This window comes from Pedobacter sp. AC402, assembly GCF_979252805.1.
The window spans coordinates 43,923-60,836 of sequence record NZ_CEEDAI010000009.1 but is presented as its reverse complement, the minus strand read 5'-3'; the positions used below and the strand labels follow the sequence as shown (position 1 = coordinate 60,836).

16 protein-coding genes, 1 tRNA gene and 2 pseudogenes are annotated in these 16,914 nt (G+C 36.7%); 15 read left to right on the top strand and 4 right to left on the bottom strand.

From position 1 onward, the window contains the following. Positions 1–31 precede the first annotated feature (31 nt). Positions 32–538, top strand: a complete 507-nt coding sequence (folK, locus tag AC0IWE_RS10655) for a 2-amino-4-hydroxy-6-hydroxymethyldihydropteridine diphosphokinase (protein WP_471793052.1) — start codon at positions 32–34, stop codon at positions 536–538. Positions 539–650: 112 nt separating this feature from the next. Here folK and pssA read toward each other — a convergent pair whose 3' ends face one another. Continuing rightward, positions 651–1,346, bottom strand: coding sequence for a CDP-diacylglycerol--serine O-phosphatidyltransferase (gene pssA, locus AC0IWE_RS10650; RefSeq protein ID WP_471793051.1), 696 nt, complete (start codon positions 1,344–1,346; stop codon positions 651–653). A gap of 65 nt (positions 1,347–1,411) precedes the next feature. After that, entirely contained in the window at positions 1,412–3,166 is a 1,755-nt protein-coding gene (gene rho, locus AC0IWE_RS10645; RefSeq protein ID WP_055903813.1) for a transcription termination factor Rho, read from the bottom strand. A gap of 425 nt (positions 3,167–3,591) precedes the next feature. Here rho and pyrF point away from each other — a divergent pair. The 7 genes and pseudogenes from pyrF to AC0IWE_RS10610 all read left to right on the top strand — a co-directional run bounded on the left by pyrF (position 3,592) and on the right by AC0IWE_RS10610 (position 7,785). Continuing rightward, positions 3,592–4,430 (top strand): annotated as a pseudogene (gene pyrF / locus AC0IWE_RS10640) (orotidine-5'-phosphate decarboxylase). Positions 4,431–4,494: 64 nt separating this feature from the next. Next, on the top strand, positions 4,495–4,608 hold the full coding sequence (locus AC0IWE_RS10635; protein ID WP_471793050.1) for a GxxExxY protein: 114 nt from the start codon (positions 4,495–4,497) through the stop codon (positions 4,606–4,608). Positions 4,609–4,694: 86 nt separating this feature from the next. Then, a complete protein-coding gene (locus AC0IWE_RS10630; protein WP_471794030.1) occupies positions 4,695–4,886 on the top strand; it encodes a GxxExxY protein in 192 nt (63 codons plus the stop codon). A 13-nt stretch (positions 4,887–4,899) separates the two neighbouring features. Further along, positions 4,900–5,808, top strand: coding sequence for a DMT family transporter (locus AC0IWE_RS10625; RefSeq protein WP_471793049.1), 909 nt, complete (start codon positions 4,900–4,902; stop codon positions 5,806–5,808). Positions 5,809–5,905: 97 nt separating this feature from the next. Continuing rightward, a complete protein-coding gene (locus tag AC0IWE_RS10620) occupies positions 5,906–7,189 on the top strand; it encodes a DUF2851 family protein (protein WP_471793048.1) in 1,284 nt (427 codons plus the stop codon). 51 nt (positions 7,190–7,240) lie between these two features. Next, on the top strand, positions 7,241–7,456 hold the full coding sequence (locus AC0IWE_RS10615) for a hypothetical protein (RefSeq protein WP_055903824.1): 216 nt from the start codon (positions 7,241–7,243) through the stop codon (positions 7,454–7,456). 110 nt (positions 7,457–7,566) lie between these two features. Then, positions 7,567–7,785, top strand: a complete 219-nt coding sequence (locus AC0IWE_RS10610; protein WP_029277136.1) for a PspC domain-containing protein — start codon at positions 7,567–7,569, stop codon at positions 7,783–7,785. Between the two features lie 69 nt (positions 7,786–7,854). Here the strand turns inward: AC0IWE_RS10610 and AC0IWE_RS10605 are convergent, their stop codons facing one another. Then, positions 7,855–8,511 carry an ankyrin repeat domain-containing protein gene (locus tag AC0IWE_RS10605; RefSeq protein ID WP_463493707.1) on the bottom strand — a complete coding sequence of 219 codons (657 nt, stop codon included), beginning with the start codon at positions 8,509–8,511 and terminating at the stop codon, positions 7,855–7,857. A 905-nt stretch (positions 8,512–9,416) separates the two neighbouring features. Between AC0IWE_RS10605 and AC0IWE_RS10600 the strand changes: the two are divergent. The 7 genes and pseudogenes from AC0IWE_RS10600 to AC0IWE_RS10570 all read left to right on the top strand — a co-directional run bounded on the left by AC0IWE_RS10600 (position 9,417) and on the right by AC0IWE_RS10570 (position 15,332). Further along, positions 9,417–12,016 (top strand): annotated as a pseudogene (locus tag AC0IWE_RS10600) (FtsK/SpoIIIE family DNA translocase). Positions 12,017–12,077: 61 nt separating this feature from the next. Continuing rightward, positions 12,078–12,785 (top strand): outer membrane lipoprotein periplasmic chaperone LolA1, encoded by a 708-nt coding sequence (lolA1, locus tag AC0IWE_RS10595; protein ID WP_471793047.1) that lies wholly within the window; start codon positions 12,078–12,080, stop codon positions 12,783–12,785. A 530-nt stretch (positions 12,786–13,315) separates the two neighbouring features. Continuing rightward, positions 13,316–13,588 carry a hypothetical protein gene (locus AC0IWE_RS10590; protein WP_055903999.1) on the top strand — a complete coding sequence of 91 codons (273 nt, stop codon included), beginning with the start codon at positions 13,316–13,318 and terminating at the stop codon, positions 13,586–13,588. Between the two features lie 43 nt (positions 13,589–13,631). Continuing rightward, complete coding sequence (locus tag AC0IWE_RS10585; protein WP_471793046.1) at positions 13,632–14,396, top strand: MBL fold metallo-hydrolase; 765 nt, start codon at positions 13,632–13,634, stop codon at positions 14,394–14,396. Between the two features lie 42 nt (positions 14,397–14,438). Next, positions 14,439–14,525: transfer RNA gene (locus tag AC0IWE_RS10580), tRNA-Leu, on the top strand. Positions 14,526–14,701: 176 nt separating this feature from the next. After that, positions 14,702–15,100, top strand: a complete 399-nt coding sequence (locus AC0IWE_RS10575; protein ID WP_471793045.1) for a DNA glycosylase family protein — start codon at positions 14,702–14,704, stop codon at positions 15,098–15,100. Next, the gene (locus AC0IWE_RS10570) at positions 15,063–15,332 is read left to right on the top strand and encodes a hypothetical protein (protein ID WP_471793044.1); all 270 of its coding nucleotides are present in this window, start codon (positions 15,063–15,065) and stop codon (positions 15,330–15,332) included. Before AC0IWE_RS10575 ends, AC0IWE_RS10570 begins: the two co-directional genes overlap by 38 nt. A gap of 715 nt (positions 15,333–16,047) precedes the next feature. Here the strand turns inward: AC0IWE_RS10570 and AC0IWE_RS10565 are convergent. Beyond that, entirely contained in the window at positions 16,048–16,830 is a 783-nt protein-coding gene (locus tag AC0IWE_RS10565; RefSeq protein WP_471793043.1) for an L-fucose dehydrogenase, read from the bottom strand. Between the last annotated feature and the right edge of the window lie 84 nt (positions 16,831–16,914).

Here is a 16,914-nt window from a genome sequence, read left to right as displayed (position 1 = left end):
TTAATTTTGTGCTGTAAAGATATAAAAATACATGATGCTTAATAAAGCTTTAGAGTACCACACTGCTTATTTGTTACTTGGTGGAAATTTAGGGGATAGGGAAGGAAATTTAAAAAAAGCCATCGAACTTTTAAACGATAAAATTGGCAAGGTAACATCGGTTTCATCCCTTTACGAAACGGCTGCCTGGGGTAAAACCGATCAACCAGCTTTTTTAAACCAGGCGGTAGCGTTGGAAACTCATTTAAGTGCATTAGCAGTTTTGGATTTAGCGTTGGGTATTGAACAAGAATTGGGCAGGGTTAGAAAAGATAAGTGGGGCGAACGTTTGATTGACATTGACCTTATCTTATTTGGAAATCAAGTCATCAATATTCCCGATAAACTTCAGGTGCCACATCCTCACATGCAAAAAAGGAAATTTGTAATGGAACCCTTGGCAGAGATTGCACCAGATGTTGTACACCCTATACTGGGCGAAACAATGCTATCAATATGCCGAAACATCGAAGATCCACTGGAGGTTAAAAAGCTTTGATTTTATAAATTAATAATGTTGATCTCCTGTTAATGTAAGTATAAGCGGAGTAAAAGGATTTTATTAATGAAAATCAAAAGATATTACCTGCTCTGGTTGACCTTTTTCTTAATTATACCTTATTATTCGCACTAGCTCCCTTAAAATGCAGAAAAGATAAAGCAATATATAAAACCAGCACAAACGGAATTGCAGCAAATTTTAATGCGGCAATTAATACAGCTGATAGGATAAGAAAGATAAACTTAATTTTATTTTTTGTCCAGCTGAGATTGCTGAATTTTAATGAAAATATTTTGATTTCGCTTACCAGTAAAAAACTCGTTATAGCAGTAATGGCGATAAGTAAAATACTGGAAGAAATAATTTGAGGATAATCTTTAGCAATAAAAGGCAATGAACAGATAAATAAGGTATTCATTGGCGTATTTAAACCAATAAAATCTTCTGTTTGCCTTTCATCATTATTGAATTTAGCCAAACGCAAGGCTGAAAAAATAGTAATCAGAAAACCTAAATAAGGGAGGTAATCAGATGAATAATCGCTTGCTTTTAAAAGGTGGAACATAATTACACCAGGTAAAAAACCAAAGCTTACCATATCTGCCAAAGAGTCGAGATCTTTCCCGATTGCCGATTTAAAATTTAATAAACGGGCAACCATTCCATCGAAAAAATCGAAAATTCCAGAAAAAATAACGAAATAAGCTGCGGCTTCTAAATTTCCTTTAAATGCAAAAACGATTCCGATACAGCCTGATAAAAGGTTTGCACAGGTAATCGCATTAGGGAGATGTTTTTTTAGCATGGGGTTGGGCGCTAAGCGCGTGGGGTTTGAAACGCATTACTCCAAACCCCAAACGCCAAACTTATTTAGCTATTCATCGAAATTAAGAACTCTTCGTTGCTTTTTGTTCCTTTAATTTGAGATTGAACAAATTCCATCGCTTCCTGACTGTTCATATCAGCAAGGTGGTTACGTAGAATCCATACACGTTGTAAAATATCTCTGTCAAGTAATAAATCATCACGGCGGGTACTCGATGCAGTAATATCGATAGCAGGGAAAATACGTTTGTTAGATAATTTACGGTCTAACTGTAACTCCATGTTACCGGTTCCTTTAAATTCTTCGAAAATTACTTCGTCCATTTTAGAACCTGTATCGGTTAATGCAGTAGCTAAAATGGTTAATGATCCACCATTTTCGATGTTACGTGCCGCACCAAAGAAACGTTTAGGTTTATGCAATGCATTTGCATCAACACCACCTGATAATATTTTACCTGATGCTGGTGCAGTTGTATTGTAAGCCCTTGCCAAACGGGTAATCGAATCTAGAAGGATTACCACATCATGGCCGCTTTCTACCAAACGTTTAGATTTTTCTAAAACAATATTGGCAATTTTAACATGGCGCTCGGCCGGTTCATCAAAAGTTGAGGCAATAACCTCAGCCCTAACACTGCGTGCCATATCGGTAACCTCTTCAGGGCGTTCATCAATCAATAAAATAATTAAATAAACTTCCGGGTGGTTTTTGGCAATTGCATTGGCAACTTCTTTTAATAAATTGGTTTTACCTGTTTTAGGTTGCGCTACAATTAAACCACGCTGTCCTTTACCAATTGGTGTAAATAAATCCATAATACGGGTAGAGTAGTTACTGTTATCCGTAAATAAATTTAATTTTTCGGTAGGGAAAAGCGGTGTTAAATAATCGAAAGGAACACGGTCGCGAACCTCGGCAGGGATTCTGCCATTAATGGTTTCAACACGCACCAATGGGAAATATTTTTCGCCTTCTTTTGGCGGACGGATGCTACCTTTTACAGTATCTCCGGTTTTTAAGCCAAAAAGTTTTATTTGCGACTGTGATACATAAATATCATCAGGAGAGGTTAAATAGTTATAATCCGCAGAGCGTAAGAAACCATAACCATCAGGCATAATTTCTAAAACACCCTCGTTTGTAATTACATTATCGAAATCCAGGTTTGAATAACTGTTTTCATTTTTGTGGTGATTGCCTCCGCCTGGTTGCTTTTGCGGGCGGTTTTCATCACGTTGTTGTTTTTCCTGTTTCTCTTTTGGCTCTTGTTTCTGTTTTGGCGCTACAGGCAGTACTTCTGCACTTTCTTCAATTAAAGCTGAGATGGGTTTTACACTTTCCTCAGATTCAACAATTCTGTCTGGCTGCTGATGGTGTTGCGGCTCATCAAACAAAGTTACGGCATCTCTTCTTCTTTCAATTGGAGCTGCAGGTTCATCTTTACTTAACCGGGCTCTCTTTTTAACTGGCTTATCTGCAACAACAGGTTTATCTGCTGCAACAGGCTTATCAGCCACGGTTGCGTTTTCTGCTACTGCTACAGATGCGGCAGCAGCTGCAGCAACTTTAGAAGTTTTTGTAGCTTTTGTTTTAGGTGCAGGAGTTGCTGCAACAGGTTCAATTTCGCTATAAGGGTCTGCACCGGCTTTAGCGGCATTTATAATTTCTTGTTGGTGTAAAAGAACCTCAACAAGGTCGATTTTTCTTAGGGAGTCGGCACCTTCAATGCCATAGCTTTTTGCTAGCTCACGTAATTCTGTTGTGAGCTTATCATTTAATTCTGTTTTACTAAACATTCTAAATATATATGTTTCAAGAAATTTTTCATTTGTTTATAACGGATGTTTTCTGTTATAAATCTACACAGGCTTAAATATATTTGTGTTAGCGTATGCCCGGCAGTTTCATTGTGTATAAGTTCTTAAGGCTATAAAACATTAAATGAGTTCATTAGAGAAAATGCTCACATTGTTTCATAATTGTTTATAAGCTGAATAAAAAGCAAATTTTGCTTTTAAAAAATGGTAACAAAAAACAAGTCTTGATAAATTTTTCTGGGATATTCAGATAAACGGTTGAGAAATTATGTTGCAATTGTATGTATTTGAAACGTAATCTGCAAGCAAAAGTTTAAAATGTTTATAAAAATATTTCATGTGAGGATTATTTTGTCGCTCAGAAAACTTAAAAATCTTCATATTTGCAGCAAATAAGCCCATATATGACCAAGCAACAACTTTTCGAGCAGATACAAAAAAAACGTTCTTTTTTATGTGTCGGATTAGATTCTTCGTTAGATAAGATTCCAAAACACCTATTGAAGTACGAAAATCCAATTTTGGAATTCAATAAACAAATCATCGATGCAACAAAAGATTTGTGCGTAGCTTACAAACCAAATACTGCCTTTTATGAGTGTTATGGAAAAAAGGGTTGGGAAACATTAATCGAAACCTGGAAATATATTCCGCAAGATATTTTTCTATTGCTGATGCAAAACGTGGTGATATTGGCAACACTTCGGCCATGTACGCCGAAACATTTTTTAATGCTGCATCTTCCGAAATGAGTTTCGATTCGGTAACTGTAGCACCTTACATGGGAAGCGATTCGGTTACTCCGTTTCTAACTTTCAAAAATAAATGGGTAATTCTATTGGCTTTAACATCAAATGCAGGCCATGCCGATTTTCAATTGCAGGAGATTGGTGAAGATAAACTTTTCGAAAAAGTAATTAAAACCTCCCAAACCTGGGCCACAAATGAACAGATGATGTATGTAGTAGGGGCAACCCGTGGTGCCGCATTTGGCGATGTACGTAAACTTGCACCAGATCATTTTCTTTTGGTACCAGGTGTTGGCGCACAAGGTGGCGATTTAAATGAAGTATGTAAATATGGATTAAATTCGCAATGTGGCTTACTGATCAACTCTTCTCGAGGAATTATTTATGCCGGTAATGGAGAAGATTTTGCCGAAAAAGCAAGGGAAGAAGCATTGAAACTGCAAAAAGAAATGGAGCAGATTCTCATTACTGCTGAACTAGTTAACCACGGATAGAAAGGATAAACACAGATTTGGGTTTTCATCACTTGTGTTGAAATATTTCTAATAAACTGGTTTTATGGATAATTTAAATGAAATCACCGAAAAAATAATTGGAGCTGCATATAAAATTTCAAATACTTTTGGTAGTGGTTTTTTAGAAAAGGTGTATGAAAATGCATTGTTCATTTAAATTAAAAAAGCTGGATTAATCGTCACAAAACAACATGCATTGCAAGTTTTTTATGATGTTCAGGTTGTTGGAGATTATTTGTAGACCTGTTTGTTGAAAATGAAGTTGTGAATGAATTAAAGACAGCTAAAGTAATAACCGATATTCACCAGGTACAATTAATGAACTATCTGATCGCTTGTAACAGACAATGTGTTTTAATCATAAATTTTGGAATGCCCAGAGTTGAAATAAAAAGAATGCTCAGCGGTTATAACCTCTATACTATCTGTGGTTAAACATATATCAATCATGAAATCGAAAATAGATCTTAAACTTATACTCGCCTTATTTGGCGTAGCGCTGATATGGGGTACAACGTACTTAGGAATTAGCGTGGCTGTAAAAAGTATTCCTGCCTGGTATGTTACCGCTATCCGTCAGGCAATAGCATCTTTAATAATTTTTGTGCTCCTGATTAAACAGAAAGAATTAAAATGGATCGGATGGACAAGCTTTAAAAGGCAGATACTTTTATCGATATTAATGGTAGTAATTGCAAACGGAATGACTACTGTAGCAGAAAAAACCATTCCAAGCGGATTGGCTTCTCTGATTAATGCAACCTCTCCATTGCTTGTATTTATGGGTTGTGTGTTTTTGGGGATTCAAAAAGCAAGTTTAAAGGGCTTTATTGGTGTGTTTATAGGTTTTTTAGGTATCCTCTTTATTTTTAGAGATGGTTTGAATGATCTACTTGAACCCGGTTACCGGAACGGGATTTTATCTTTGGTTGTTGCTGTATCAGGCTGGACAATCGGCACCATCTATTCAAAAAAACATAGCGGTAAACCACAATATATTTTCTTAAATCTATTTTATCAATTTGTATTTTCAGCCATCATTCAATTGGGTTTAGCCAAGATTTTTTCTGGCGCAGCCGATGTAAGTTCGTGGAAGATAGAAAGCATATTTGCAACGGTTTACCTGGCAGTTTTTGGTTCCGTTTTAGGCTATTTTTGCTACCATTATGCGCTTAAAAAAGTTTCTGCATCCGAAGTTTCTATCCTTACTTATTTCAATACCATCATTGCAATCTTTTTAGGCTGGCTCATTTTAAATGAAAAAGTAGGGTTGGATTTAGTGGTTGCCACTGCTTTGATTATTGCCGGAGTATTTATAACCAATTATAAAAAGAAAATAAAAGTTGTAGAGGCATAAATATGAATTGTATTAGTAATAAATACTTAATAATACTTTACTACGACAAATAAATTTATTTAATACTACATTAAAGAATATTTTATTACTTTTAGGGATGAATTTTCCTGAAGATTTTCTTCATTATGTATGGCAGTTCAGGTCGTTTGATAACAATGGGCTGCAAACTACCAATGGAAAAAGCCTGAAAATTATTAATCCGGGTTTACTTAATAAAAACGCAGGTCCAGATTTTTTTTACGCGAAAGTTGAGATTGGTATAACTACATGGGCAGGGAATGTAGAAATCCATCTCAAATCATCAGATTGGCTAAAACACAATCATCAAATTAATCCTGCATACGAAAATGTAATTCTGCATGTTGTTTTTGAGCATGATATAGAGATTAAAAGAATAGATAATTCTACAGTACCGGTTTTAGAATTAAAGAACAGGGTTTTTCCTGCACTCATTCAAAAATACGAAAACCTGTTTCTTACATTAACTGATTTTCCATGTATTGCTCAAATTGGAACATTAGATAATTTAATAGTGAATTCCTTTTTATCCCGCACTTTAATAGAGCGTTTTGAAGAAAAAACGCGTGCTGTTACCGAAACGCTAAATGAACTTAAAGGCAATTGGGATGAAACTTTTTACCGTTTTATGGCGCGTAATTTTGGTTTCAAAGTAAATGCCCTTCCGTTCGAACTGTTGGCGAAAGCTGTTCCACAACAAATTTATGCCAAGCATAAAAATAATCCATACCAAATAGAGGCATTGGTATTTGGTGCTGCTGGCTTTTTAAATGATGATTTTGAGGAAGAGTATCCAAATAAACTAAAGGCTGAATTTCAGTTTCTCCGAAAAAAATATAACATCAAGCCTGTAGAAGTTTCGCTTTGGAAATTTATGAGAATGCGCCCGCAAAATTTCCCAACCATCCGGCTTGCACAATTTGCAGCATTAATTGTAAAAACCAATCATCTTTTTTCAAAGGTTATGGAGATTAAAGATGTAGCACAATTGCGCATGCTGTTCGAAAATTTACCTGTAAATGAATACTGGAAAACGCATTATCATTTTAAAAAAGAAACTGCTGCTGTTGGTATCCAAATTGGAAAAACATCTGTAGATAATATCCTGTTAAACACTGTTGCCCTGTTTTTATTTGCTTACGGAAAACATATAGCCACACAGTTTTATATCAATAGTTCGATAAAATTGTTAGAAAGTCTGCCTGCTGAACGAAATGCCATTACTGATAAATTTATGAGTGCAGGCGTTAAAATGGAACACGCTTTTGCTTCACAAGGAATTTTGCAGTTAAAAAAGCAATATTGTGATCAGAAAAAATGCTTATCTTGTGGTATTGGGATTAAAATTTTAAAGCAAGCCTAACCAATAACAATTGCATACAAAACTTTCTACCTTATAATCTGTTTTTAAATTATGGAATTCCCACACGAACTAAAAGAACTTTATCCAAATCAGATTATAGAAGTAAGAGGAAATGCAGATGCATTGACTGTTATTTTGAACAAAGATGTCGACATTCATAAATTTAAAGCAGATTTGATCGATAAATTTTCAGATTTAGAAGAGCAACAAACACTTTTTATAAAACATGAAGATAAACAGGATTTTGAAAAACTCGTGTTGGCATAAACTTCAGCCTAAAAATTAATCGCACCGTTAACCGATTAATTTTGTTAGATTAGGGTTTGCAATAATTGATTTAATATTGCCGTTATTATAATTTTTAAAATAGGCTTAATATGTTCCAGAGAATTATAACTTATTTTGAGCAACAGAGTTTTGGGGTTTCTACCTATTTAGCCAATAAGTTAAATATGAGCACTGCCAAAGTCCGTTTGTTTTTTATCTACTCCTCTTTTTTAGCGGTAGGTTTCCCGATATTATTTTATTTTTTAGCAGCAGTAGTGCTTGATATCAGGACTTACATGAAAAGAATGCGACTTAGAATTTGGGAATGATTTTAGTTGAAAGTTCTAATTTTGATTTGCAGTAAAGTCAATTGAAAACTATAAACTGTTAACTGGAAACTAATCATCATCTCTCAAAATTTCGGCTATTTCATTAAAACCCTTTTCTGCGGCTAAATCTGCCGGCAATTTTCCACCTTCCATTCGTAAAGAAACTTCAGCGCCGTGTTCAAGCAATAGAATAATCAGCTCTATATTTCCCAATTGTGCTGCCGTGTGCAAAGGAGCCAATCCTGCTTTCTGACAAACATTAGGATATGCACCAGCATCTAAAAGCATTTTGGTGATGTTGAAATTATTTGCAGCAACTGCTGAGTGGATTGGAAAAACATTAAACCCATTTTTAGATGCCAGGTTAACATCTGCCCCTTTTAATACCAGGAAGCGGGTTAAATCCTCATGCCCAAAATAACAAGCTAAGCCAAGTGGAGTAAAACCATCTTCAGAAAATTGGTTAATACCATCAGGGTTTTGAAAAATTAATTGTGACGCGGCATCAAATTTGCCAACTGCGCAGGCCTCAAATAAGGTAATATTATCAACAAATTCTGCAATTAAATCGGCTATTTCCTGTTTTTTGTAATAACAGGCCAATAATAACGGAGAAATGTGATGAGAGGTGTCAACATTTGCCAGTTTTGGGTTTTCAATCAGAATTTCTTTAACCGATTGTAGATTTCCTGTTTCTATTTGCTCCTCAAGTTGCGCTATGCTCATAATATTATTTCATAAATCGCTTTAAATTAACAAAAAATAAGAAAATGTTAAATTAATGCTTAAATATATATAGTGTAGAGCAATCTATCAAGATATAGTACCTCAAAAAGCTGCATACTGGAAAGCTTTTAACTGAAAGCTGTTAACTGAAAACTGCTAACTGAAAACTGTTAATTGATTTGGGCGTTACCCAAGCTACGCAAGGGCCGGGCTTTACAGGGCTGCGCTGCGTCCGGTACCGATGAAATAATCGGTACTGAACCCTTACAATCCCTAACGCAAAACCCAAGGTTTTAGGCAGAATCTTTATATCTGCCGCTAGGGTTCGTGTTCCCAAAAATCATTTGTTATACTTATTTAGAAACCTAATAATTAACATTTTAAGTAAAATAAACCTGATAAAGCGGAAAGCCCGGATCCTGATTTTTCCATCGGGAGAGGACTTGGAGCGGTAGCAGGACTGTTATAACCCAAAAGCACCGAACCCTGCTTTTCTAAAATAAGCCAACTATTCCAACCTAAGTAAGTTTGATTATATTCTACAATAAAAAATCCCGTTTAACCTCTCCAGGTAAAACGGGATGAAAACCTAAAACAAAATCCGTCTCATTTGACAAAACGTAACAACTTGTGCGTTGTTAAAATAATAGACAGTAATTTCTGTTTAAGGTTTAATGCCCGTTGAATATTTTTATTTAATTTAAGGCGGATTATAGAATTACACTAAATTAAAGATAGTTAATGTTTCTATCGTAGTTAATTAGATGTAATTATAATAAATGAGGTAGTAAAACTGCTTATTACAGTATCAGTTGCGATAAGTGATTATTTTTTTTGTAAGGCTTTCGTTAATGCTGCGCAGTTTTATCTAAGTTTGTTCAATATTAAATTATTTAGGATAGAAAATGTCGGTAAGGGGTAACCAGTTTAAAACCAATACATTCAGAGATAAAGGTGCAGAAAATGCACCCGGCAGATCATCATCAGGCCGCCAGGCAAAAGAAAAACGAGAATTTTTGCCAAGTTTCGATCTGGCTGATGGGCGTGCAATTAAAATTGTAGGTCTGTTTTTTGTGATATTGTCGCTATATTTTTTAATTGCTTTTACTTCGTATTTATTTACTTGGCAAGATGATCAGAGTTATGTAATTGATGCCAATGGTGGGTGGAGCAATCTTTTTAAACAACCGATGAGCTTAAAGAAGCCGGGGTAACCACACCTGTAGTACAAAACTGGTTGGGTAAATTTGGTGCTTTATTATCGCACCAGTTTATTTACGAATGGTTCGGTATTGCCTCATTTTTATTTGTACTTGCTTTTTTTATTATCGGCTACCGTTTGTTATTTAAGGTTAAAATCCTTTCCATTTCTAAAACATTGGGTTATAGCTTTTTCTTTTTACTGTTTATTTCTTTAACGTTAGGTTTTGCACACAGTTTCTGGTCAGAATCACCACATTATTTAGAGGGCGAATTTGGTTATTGGAGCAATAAATTATTGGGTGCTCAAATTGGGGCAGCTGGAGTTGCCGGCTTAATTGCCTTTGCTGGTTTAACCATTTTAATAATTGCATACAATATCGATTTTAAATTTCCTGAGCGTAAAGAGAAAGAAGTTTACCTGGATAATGAGACACCAGATTATGTTAACGATATCAGGGAGCAATCGGTAAAAAGCAAAACTTTTGAAGACCCAACTAGCCGATTGAATTCCCTGTGCGCGATAAACCACCTGTAAGTAATGAGCGTAAACAACAAAATGTAGTATTACAGCCTAGCCGTTACGAGAAGAAAAAGAAGAGGAAGAAGCAATAGCTCCACCGGTTGTATTGTCTCCATTGGCTACAAATTTACCTCTGGCCACTGCTGCGGCTGCTTCGTTGCCATTAACGGTTGAGCCACCAATAGAAGTAGAAAAAGAACCTGCTTTTACCATTGAGAAAACAGAAGAAGAAAAAAAATCAGAAGATCTGGTTGAGCAGTTTGGTAATTATGACGAGAAATTAGATTTATCAGGTTATAAATACCCTACAATCGATTTGCTGGAGAACTATGGTACCAATAAAATTTCGGTTAATGCCGAAGAATTAGAAGCCAATAAGAATAAAATTGTAGAAACCCTTAACCATTACAATATAGAAATTGATAAGATTAAGGCAACAATTGGCCGCAACGGTTACCCTTTACGAAATTATTCCTGCACCAGGGGTTAGGATTTCGAAGATTAAAAACCTTGAGGATGATATTGCACTTTCCCTGGCCGCATTAGGGATCCGTATTATTGCCCCAATGCCCGGTAAAGGTACAATTGGTATTGAGGTGCCTAACCAACACCCTGAAATGGTGCCGATGCGCAGTATTTTAAATACCGAAAAGTGGAGCCAAACCACTATGGATTTACCGATTGCCTTAGGTAAAACCATTAGTAACGAGGTTTTTATAGCCGATTTAGCTAAAATGCCCCATTTATTGGTGGCCGGAGCAACCGGTCAGGGTAAATCAGTAGGTATTAATGCCATTCTGGTATCCCTGTTATTTAAAAAACACCCTGCACAATTAAAATTTGTGTTGGTCGATCCGAAAAAGGTAGAGTTAACTTTATTCAACCGGATAGAAAGGCACTTTTTGGCCAAACTCCCTGGTGAGGCTGATGCGATTATCACCGACACCAAAAAAGTAGTAAATACTTTAAATTCACTCTGTATTGAAATGGATCAGCGTTATGATTTATTGAAAGATGCACAGGTAAGAAATTTAAAAGAGTACAACGATAAGTTTATCAAGCGCAAGCTTAACCCTAATAACGGGCACAGGTTTTTACCTTTCATTGTGTTAGTGGTTGATGAGTTTGCCGATTTAATGATGACGGCCGGTAAAGAGGTTGAAGCCCCAATTGCACGTTTGGCTCAGTTGGCAAGGGCAATCGGTATTCACCTGGTTTTGGCTACACAGCGGCCATCGGTAAATATTATTACGGGTACAATTAAAGCCAATTTCCCGGCAAGGTTAGCGTTTAGGGTTTTGTCGAAAATCGATTCGCGTACCATTTTAGATAGTGGTGGTGCCGATCAGTTAATCGGTCGTGGTGATATGCTTTTATCTACGGGGACCGACTTAATCAGGCTACAGTGTGCTTTCGTTGATACACCTGTAGGTTGATCGTATTTCTGAATATATCGGTAACCAGCGCGGTTATGCAGATGCTTATCAGCTGCCAGAATATGTAGATGAAGCAGGCGAGGGAAGCAAAGCTGATTTCGACCCAAATGAGCGCGATAAGTTTTTTGAAGATGCTGCAAGATTGATTGTGATGCATCAGCAAGGATCTACGTCGTTAATACAGCGTAAACTTAAGTTAGGATACAACAGGGCAGGAAGGATTATCGATCAGTTGGAGGCTGCCGGTATTGTTGGTCCGTTTGAAGGAAGTAAGGCCCGCGAGGTTTTATATCCTGATGAATACGCTTTGGAACAGTTCTTGAATAGCATGAACGACAAAGACTAGATTAAACCAATACCAAAAAATCTACTCTAACGTTTCAAAGAAAAAACTTAAAAAAGAAAAGATGAAGAAATTAATTTCAGCATTGATGGTTGTAGTTGCTTTTACAACATCAACCTATGCTCAAACTGATGCGAAAGCTAAAGCAATTTTAGCTGAGGTAAGTAAAAAATACAAATCGTATAATGTTGTAAAAACTGATTTTACCTTTACCCTGGATAATCCAAAAGCTAAAGTAAAAGAAACACAACAAGGTACTTTATACGTTAAAGCCAACTCTAACAAATACAAAGTTGCCATGACTAACCAGGAGTTGTTTAGCGATGGTAAAAGCCAGTGGACTTACCTTAAAAAAGATAAAGAAGTGCAGGTAAGCAATGTAGATAACAGCGGCGATGCCATTAACCCTGCAAAGATTTTTACAGTTTATGAAAAAGGATTTAAATATGTTTATACCGGCGAAGAAAAAGCTGGTGCTAAAACTTATCAAATGATTGATTTAACTCCTGTGGATGCAAAAAAATCGATTTTTAAAGTGCGTTTAAGTATTGATAAAGCTGCTAAGCAAATTGCAAATGTTGTTTTATTTGATAAAAACGGGAATAAGTATACTTACAACGTGAAAACTTTTTCACCTAATGTAAATGTGCCAGAAACTACTTTTGCTTTCGATGCAAAGAAATATCCTGGTGTTGAAGTGGTAGATTTAAAGATAATGATAATTTCTGCGCCAAGCGGATCAAACATAAAAGGTTCAGTTGGAAACAACTGAACCTTTTTTAGTTTTATTGAAATCAGATTTTTAGGTGTATCGCAGGCTATATATTGCTTTTTTGGAAAGCATTTACAGTAATTCTTAGGTTACACTAGTCCCGCCATTCGCTATAGGCCCGATGAAGAATCAGGCGCTGCCGCTGCTGTCGGGTTTAAGTGGCACGGTCCTTTTAAGAAACAATGGTTTTCTAGCAACATTCAAAAAATCGAATAAATTCTTTAGAATAATAAGGTTAGCACATTTCAATAAAACTGGTAGGGAGCGAACGCGGTTCCTGAACACTGGTAGAAGTTAGTATTTGGCTAAAACACAGGAACTCGATGACAGGTTTTACAATGAATCGTCTCGACCGTAGTGTTCTAAAGGAGCTCCCTTGGAGGAGAGATCTTTTCGTCTATTTCAAATATCTCTCCACTACGCTTTGCTCCGGTCGAGATGACGCTGATTTTTCGTAATGAACATAGTGGTTGATAAATTTTTCTCATGTGTTTATGAATGCTGCGCAGATTTATCTAAGTTTGTTTCCAATGTCGTTATCACTAACAAACCATACTTTAGAGAAATTAGAGGCCCTGCTTTTCGCAATGGGTTATAAGGTGCGCTACGAGAAAGGGAACTTTAAAACAGGTTCTTGCTTGCTCGAGCACAATAAGGTAATTGTAGTGAATAAATTTTCTAACCTGGAAGGAAAAATTGCCGCATTGGTTACACTTGTAAAACAGACCAATACAGATGAAAACGGGTTAGACGAAAAACAGCGTCAGTTTTATCAATCCTTACAACAAACCGAATTATTTTAATGAAGATACAGCACAGCCATTTTAGAAAGGAAAGTTTGAGCAGATGAAAGTTACTTTTTTAGGTACCGGTACATCACAAGGCGTTCCTGTAATTGCCTGTACCTGTGAGGTATGTCTATCTTCTGATAAGAAAGATAACCGTTTAAGAACTTCTATTTTAATTGAAACAGCCGATAAAACCATCGTGGTAGATAGTGGACCAGATTTTCGTTACCAGCTTTTGCGTGAGCAGGTAAAAGATCTTGATGCCGTTCTGTTTACACACGAGCATAAAGATCACATTGCCGGTTTGGATGATATTAGGCCATTTAATTATTTATTGCATAAGGTAATAGATGTTTATGCCACCGAAAGGGTACAAACGGCTTTAAAAAGAGAGTTTTATTACATTTTTGCCGAAACCAAATACCATGGTTTACCGCAAATTAATTTGCACACGGTAACCAATGGAGAAGATTTTAAAATTGGCCAAAGTACCATTATTCCTTTCGAGGTAATGCACCATTTACTACCGATTACCGGCTATAGGATTGGCGATTTTACTTATATCACTGATGCCAAAACCATATCAGCACAAAGTTTCGAAAAAATACAAGGCTCAAAGGTATTGGTGCTTAATGCCTTGCAAAATGAGCCGCATATTTCTCATTTCACCTTAAACGAAGCCATTGCTTTTGCCAAAAGGGTAGGGGCCGAAACTACTTACCTTACACACATTAGCCATAATTTGGGTAAACATGCCGATGTAGATAAAGATTTACCAGCAAATATTAAACTGGCTTTCGATGGTTTAAAAATAGAAGTTTAAAGGCTTTTTAAAATCCAAAATTAAATTATATTTGCAGCACAAACCCAGGTGGCGAAATTGGTAGACGCACCAGCTTGAGGGGCTGGCGCCTGTATGGGTGTGGGAGTTCGAATCTCCTCTTGGGTACCAAAAATAAAAATGCCTTGCAAATATTTTGCAAGGCATTTATTTATTAGATATACATCTAAATATACAATTCTTAGTTATATGTAGCTTGCAAACGCTATCTGTGGCAACCAGGTGTAAGGCTAACTTGCTGGCGGTGGTAAATTACTCTTGCTTTTAATTTGAATAAAATCACTTTCATGTTCGAAACCTTTGATCAAGCCAACTTTCACCAACTTTGCGATTTAACGGCCAACAGAGATGCAGATCTGCAAGCCATTTTAGATCAGTATGGTTATCCTCCATTTTGGTCGAGGCCCAATACCTTTGAATCGTTGGTACATATCATTTTAGAACAACAGGTTTCTTTGGCTTCGGCATTGGCTACGCTAAATAAATTGAAAGAGAAAATAGGTGAGCCTACGCCAGCAAAGTTGTTATTACTCACCGACCAGGAGTTGAGAGGCTGTTATTTTAGCAGACAAAAAACAGTTTATGTTCGACATTTGGCTGAAAGCCTCCTCAGCGGATCATTATCATTAAGCGAACTGGAAAAGATGGATGATCATAGCATCCGGAAGCAAGCTCAAAACAATTAAAGGAATCGGCGATTGGACAGTGGATATTTACCTGATTTTTATGCTCCACCACACCGATGTTTTTCCGATAGGTGATTTGGCAGCGGTTAATGCTTTGAAAAAAGTAAAGGGCCTGGCGGCGGGTACAAGTAAAGATGAGGTATTGGCTGCTGCGGATCAGTTTAAACCTTACCGAACCATCGCCACTATGCTTTTATGGCATGTTTACCTGGAAGAAAGGAAGAGAAAGTAATATGTTTCCTGAGCTAGTTACGTTTCATTCCCAACTTGATTTGGAATCTTAATGCAAGTAGGTTATATAGGTTTCGGTCTGTGAGGACACAGACCGAGGAGGCATGAAATAAATATAAATTTGTAGTTAAATCCATGGTCTGTGTCCTCACAGACCATTAAACTTTGTTCTTCATTTTGGTATTGGAGACACAGATTGAGGAAGCATGAATTAAATATTAATCTGTATTTAAATCCATGGTCTGTGTCCTCACAGACCATTAACTTTATTTTCATTTCGGTCTGTGGGGACACAGACCGAGGAAGCATGAAATATATAAATCCGTAGTTAAATCCATGGTCTGTGTCCTCACAGACCATTAACTTTATTTTCATTTCGGTCTCTGGGGACATAGACCGAGGAAGCATGAATTAAATATAAATCCGTAGTTAAATCCATGGTCTGTGTCCTCACAGACCATTAACTTTATTTTTATTTCGGTCTCTGGGGACATAGACCGAGGCGTTAGTGGTAAGTTACTTAAGCGAAATACGTCATTCCCAACTCGATTGGGAATCTTAATGCACTTAGGTTATATAGGTTTCGGTCTGGGGGGACACAGACCGACGAGGCATGAAATAAATATAAATCTGTAGTTAAATCCATGGTCTGTGTCCTCACAGACCATTAAACTTTATTTTCATTTCGGCCTTTCAGAACACAGACCGAGGGGTTTTTACAACAAAGCCCTATCCAAATGCACATAACCACCATCTACATGAATTAGTTGGCCCGTGGTATGACTTGATTTATCAGACAACAGAAACACCGCGGTATTTGCAATTTCATCAACGGTTGTCATTCTATTTTCGAATGGGATTTTATCGGTAATGCTTTTCAGTTTTTCATCCCGGTTTTCGAAAGAACCGATCCATTTTTCATATAGCGGAGTCCAGGCTTCGGCAACGATAATGGCATTAACGCGAATGCTAAATGGCAATAATTCTACCGCCCATTCGCGGGTGAGCGCATTGCGGGCACCATTGGATGCAGCATAACCAGAAGTTCCGCCCTGACCGGTTTCTGCAGTTTTACTCCCGATGTTTAAGATAGCACCTTTGCTTACTTTTAGTGCAGGTAAGGCATGTTTGGCCAGTAAATAATAATGTACTACGTTTTTATGCAACGATTCCATAAAGGCTTCATAGGTTCCGTTTTCAAGGCCCACACCGTCGTTAACACCGGCATTGTTCACCAAACCATCAATTCTGTTGTATTTTGCTAAAACAGCATCAACAATAGTTTTACAGCTTTCGGGTGCGGTAAGTTCTGCGGTGAAGTAATCGGCTGTTAAACCTAAATCTTTAACCTCTTGAAGCATTTTTTGATTATCATCCTCATTTCTGCCGATGATGATCGGAAACGCCTTCTCAATGGCCAAAGCCTTAACAATAGCAGCACCAATTCCTTTTGCACCACCACTTACAAGTATTATTTTTCCGTCTAAATTTAAATTCATATTTGGTTAATGTTTTGTTGTTGTATTAAATAGCAAAATGATCATGATTATCAGTTGAGCGTAATTAGACACTATCATTCAGTA

Excerpts from the sequence above, each read along its gene's own strand:
- folK (WP_471793052.1), top strand. The coding sequence starts at position 32 with ATGATGCTTAATAAAGCTTTAGAGTACCACACTGCTTATTTGTTACTT.
- pssA (WP_471793051.1), bottom strand. The coding sequence starts at position 1,346 with ATGCTAAAAAAACATCTCCCTAATGCGATTACCTGTGCAAACCTTTTA.
- rho (WP_055903813.1), bottom strand. The coding sequence starts at position 3,166 with ATGTTTAGTAAAACAGAATTAAATGATAAGCTCACAACAGAATTACGT.
- AC0IWE_RS10635 (WP_471793050.1), top strand. The coding sequence starts at position 4,495 with ATGGATAATTTAAATGAAATCACCGAAAAAATAATTGGAGCTGCATAT.
- AC0IWE_RS10625 (WP_471793049.1), top strand. The coding sequence starts at position 4,900 with ATGAAATCGAAAATAGATCTTAAACTTATACTCGCCTTATTTGGCGTA.
- AC0IWE_RS10620 (WP_471793048.1), top strand. The coding sequence starts at position 5,906 with ATGAATTTTCCTGAAGATTTTCTTCATTATGTATGGCAGTTCAGGTCG.
- AC0IWE_RS10615 (WP_055903824.1), top strand. The coding sequence starts at position 7,241 with ATGGAATTCCCACACGAACTAAAAGAACTTTATCCAAATCAGATTATA.
- AC0IWE_RS10610 (WP_029277136.1), top strand. The coding sequence starts at position 7,567 with ATGTTCCAGAGAATTATAACTTATTTTGAGCAACAGAGTTTTGGGGTT.
- AC0IWE_RS10605 (WP_463493707.1), bottom strand. The coding sequence starts at position 8,511 with ATGAGCATAGCGCAACTTGAGGAGCAAATAGAAACAGGAAATCTACAA.
- lolA1 (WP_471793047.1), top strand. The coding sequence starts at position 12,078 with ATGAAGAAATTAATTTCAGCATTGATGGTTGTAGTTGCTTTTACAACA.
- AC0IWE_RS10590 (WP_055903999.1), top strand. The coding sequence starts at position 13,316 with ATGTCGTTATCACTAACAAACCATACTTTAGAGAAATTAGAGGCCCTG.
- AC0IWE_RS10585 (WP_471793046.1), top strand. The coding sequence starts at position 13,632 with ATGAAAGTTACTTTTTTAGGTACCGGTACATCACAAGGCGTTCCTGTA.
- AC0IWE_RS10575 (WP_471793045.1), top strand. The coding sequence starts at position 14,702 with ATGTTCGAAACCTTTGATCAAGCCAACTTTCACCAACTTTGCGATTTA.
- AC0IWE_RS10570 (WP_471793044.1), top strand. The coding sequence starts at position 15,063 with ATGATCATAGCATCCGGAAGCAAGCTCAAAACAATTAAAGGAATCGGC.
- AC0IWE_RS10565 (WP_471793043.1), bottom strand. The coding sequence starts at position 16,830 with ATGAATTTAAATTTAGACGGAAAAATAATACTTGTAAGTGGTGGTGCA.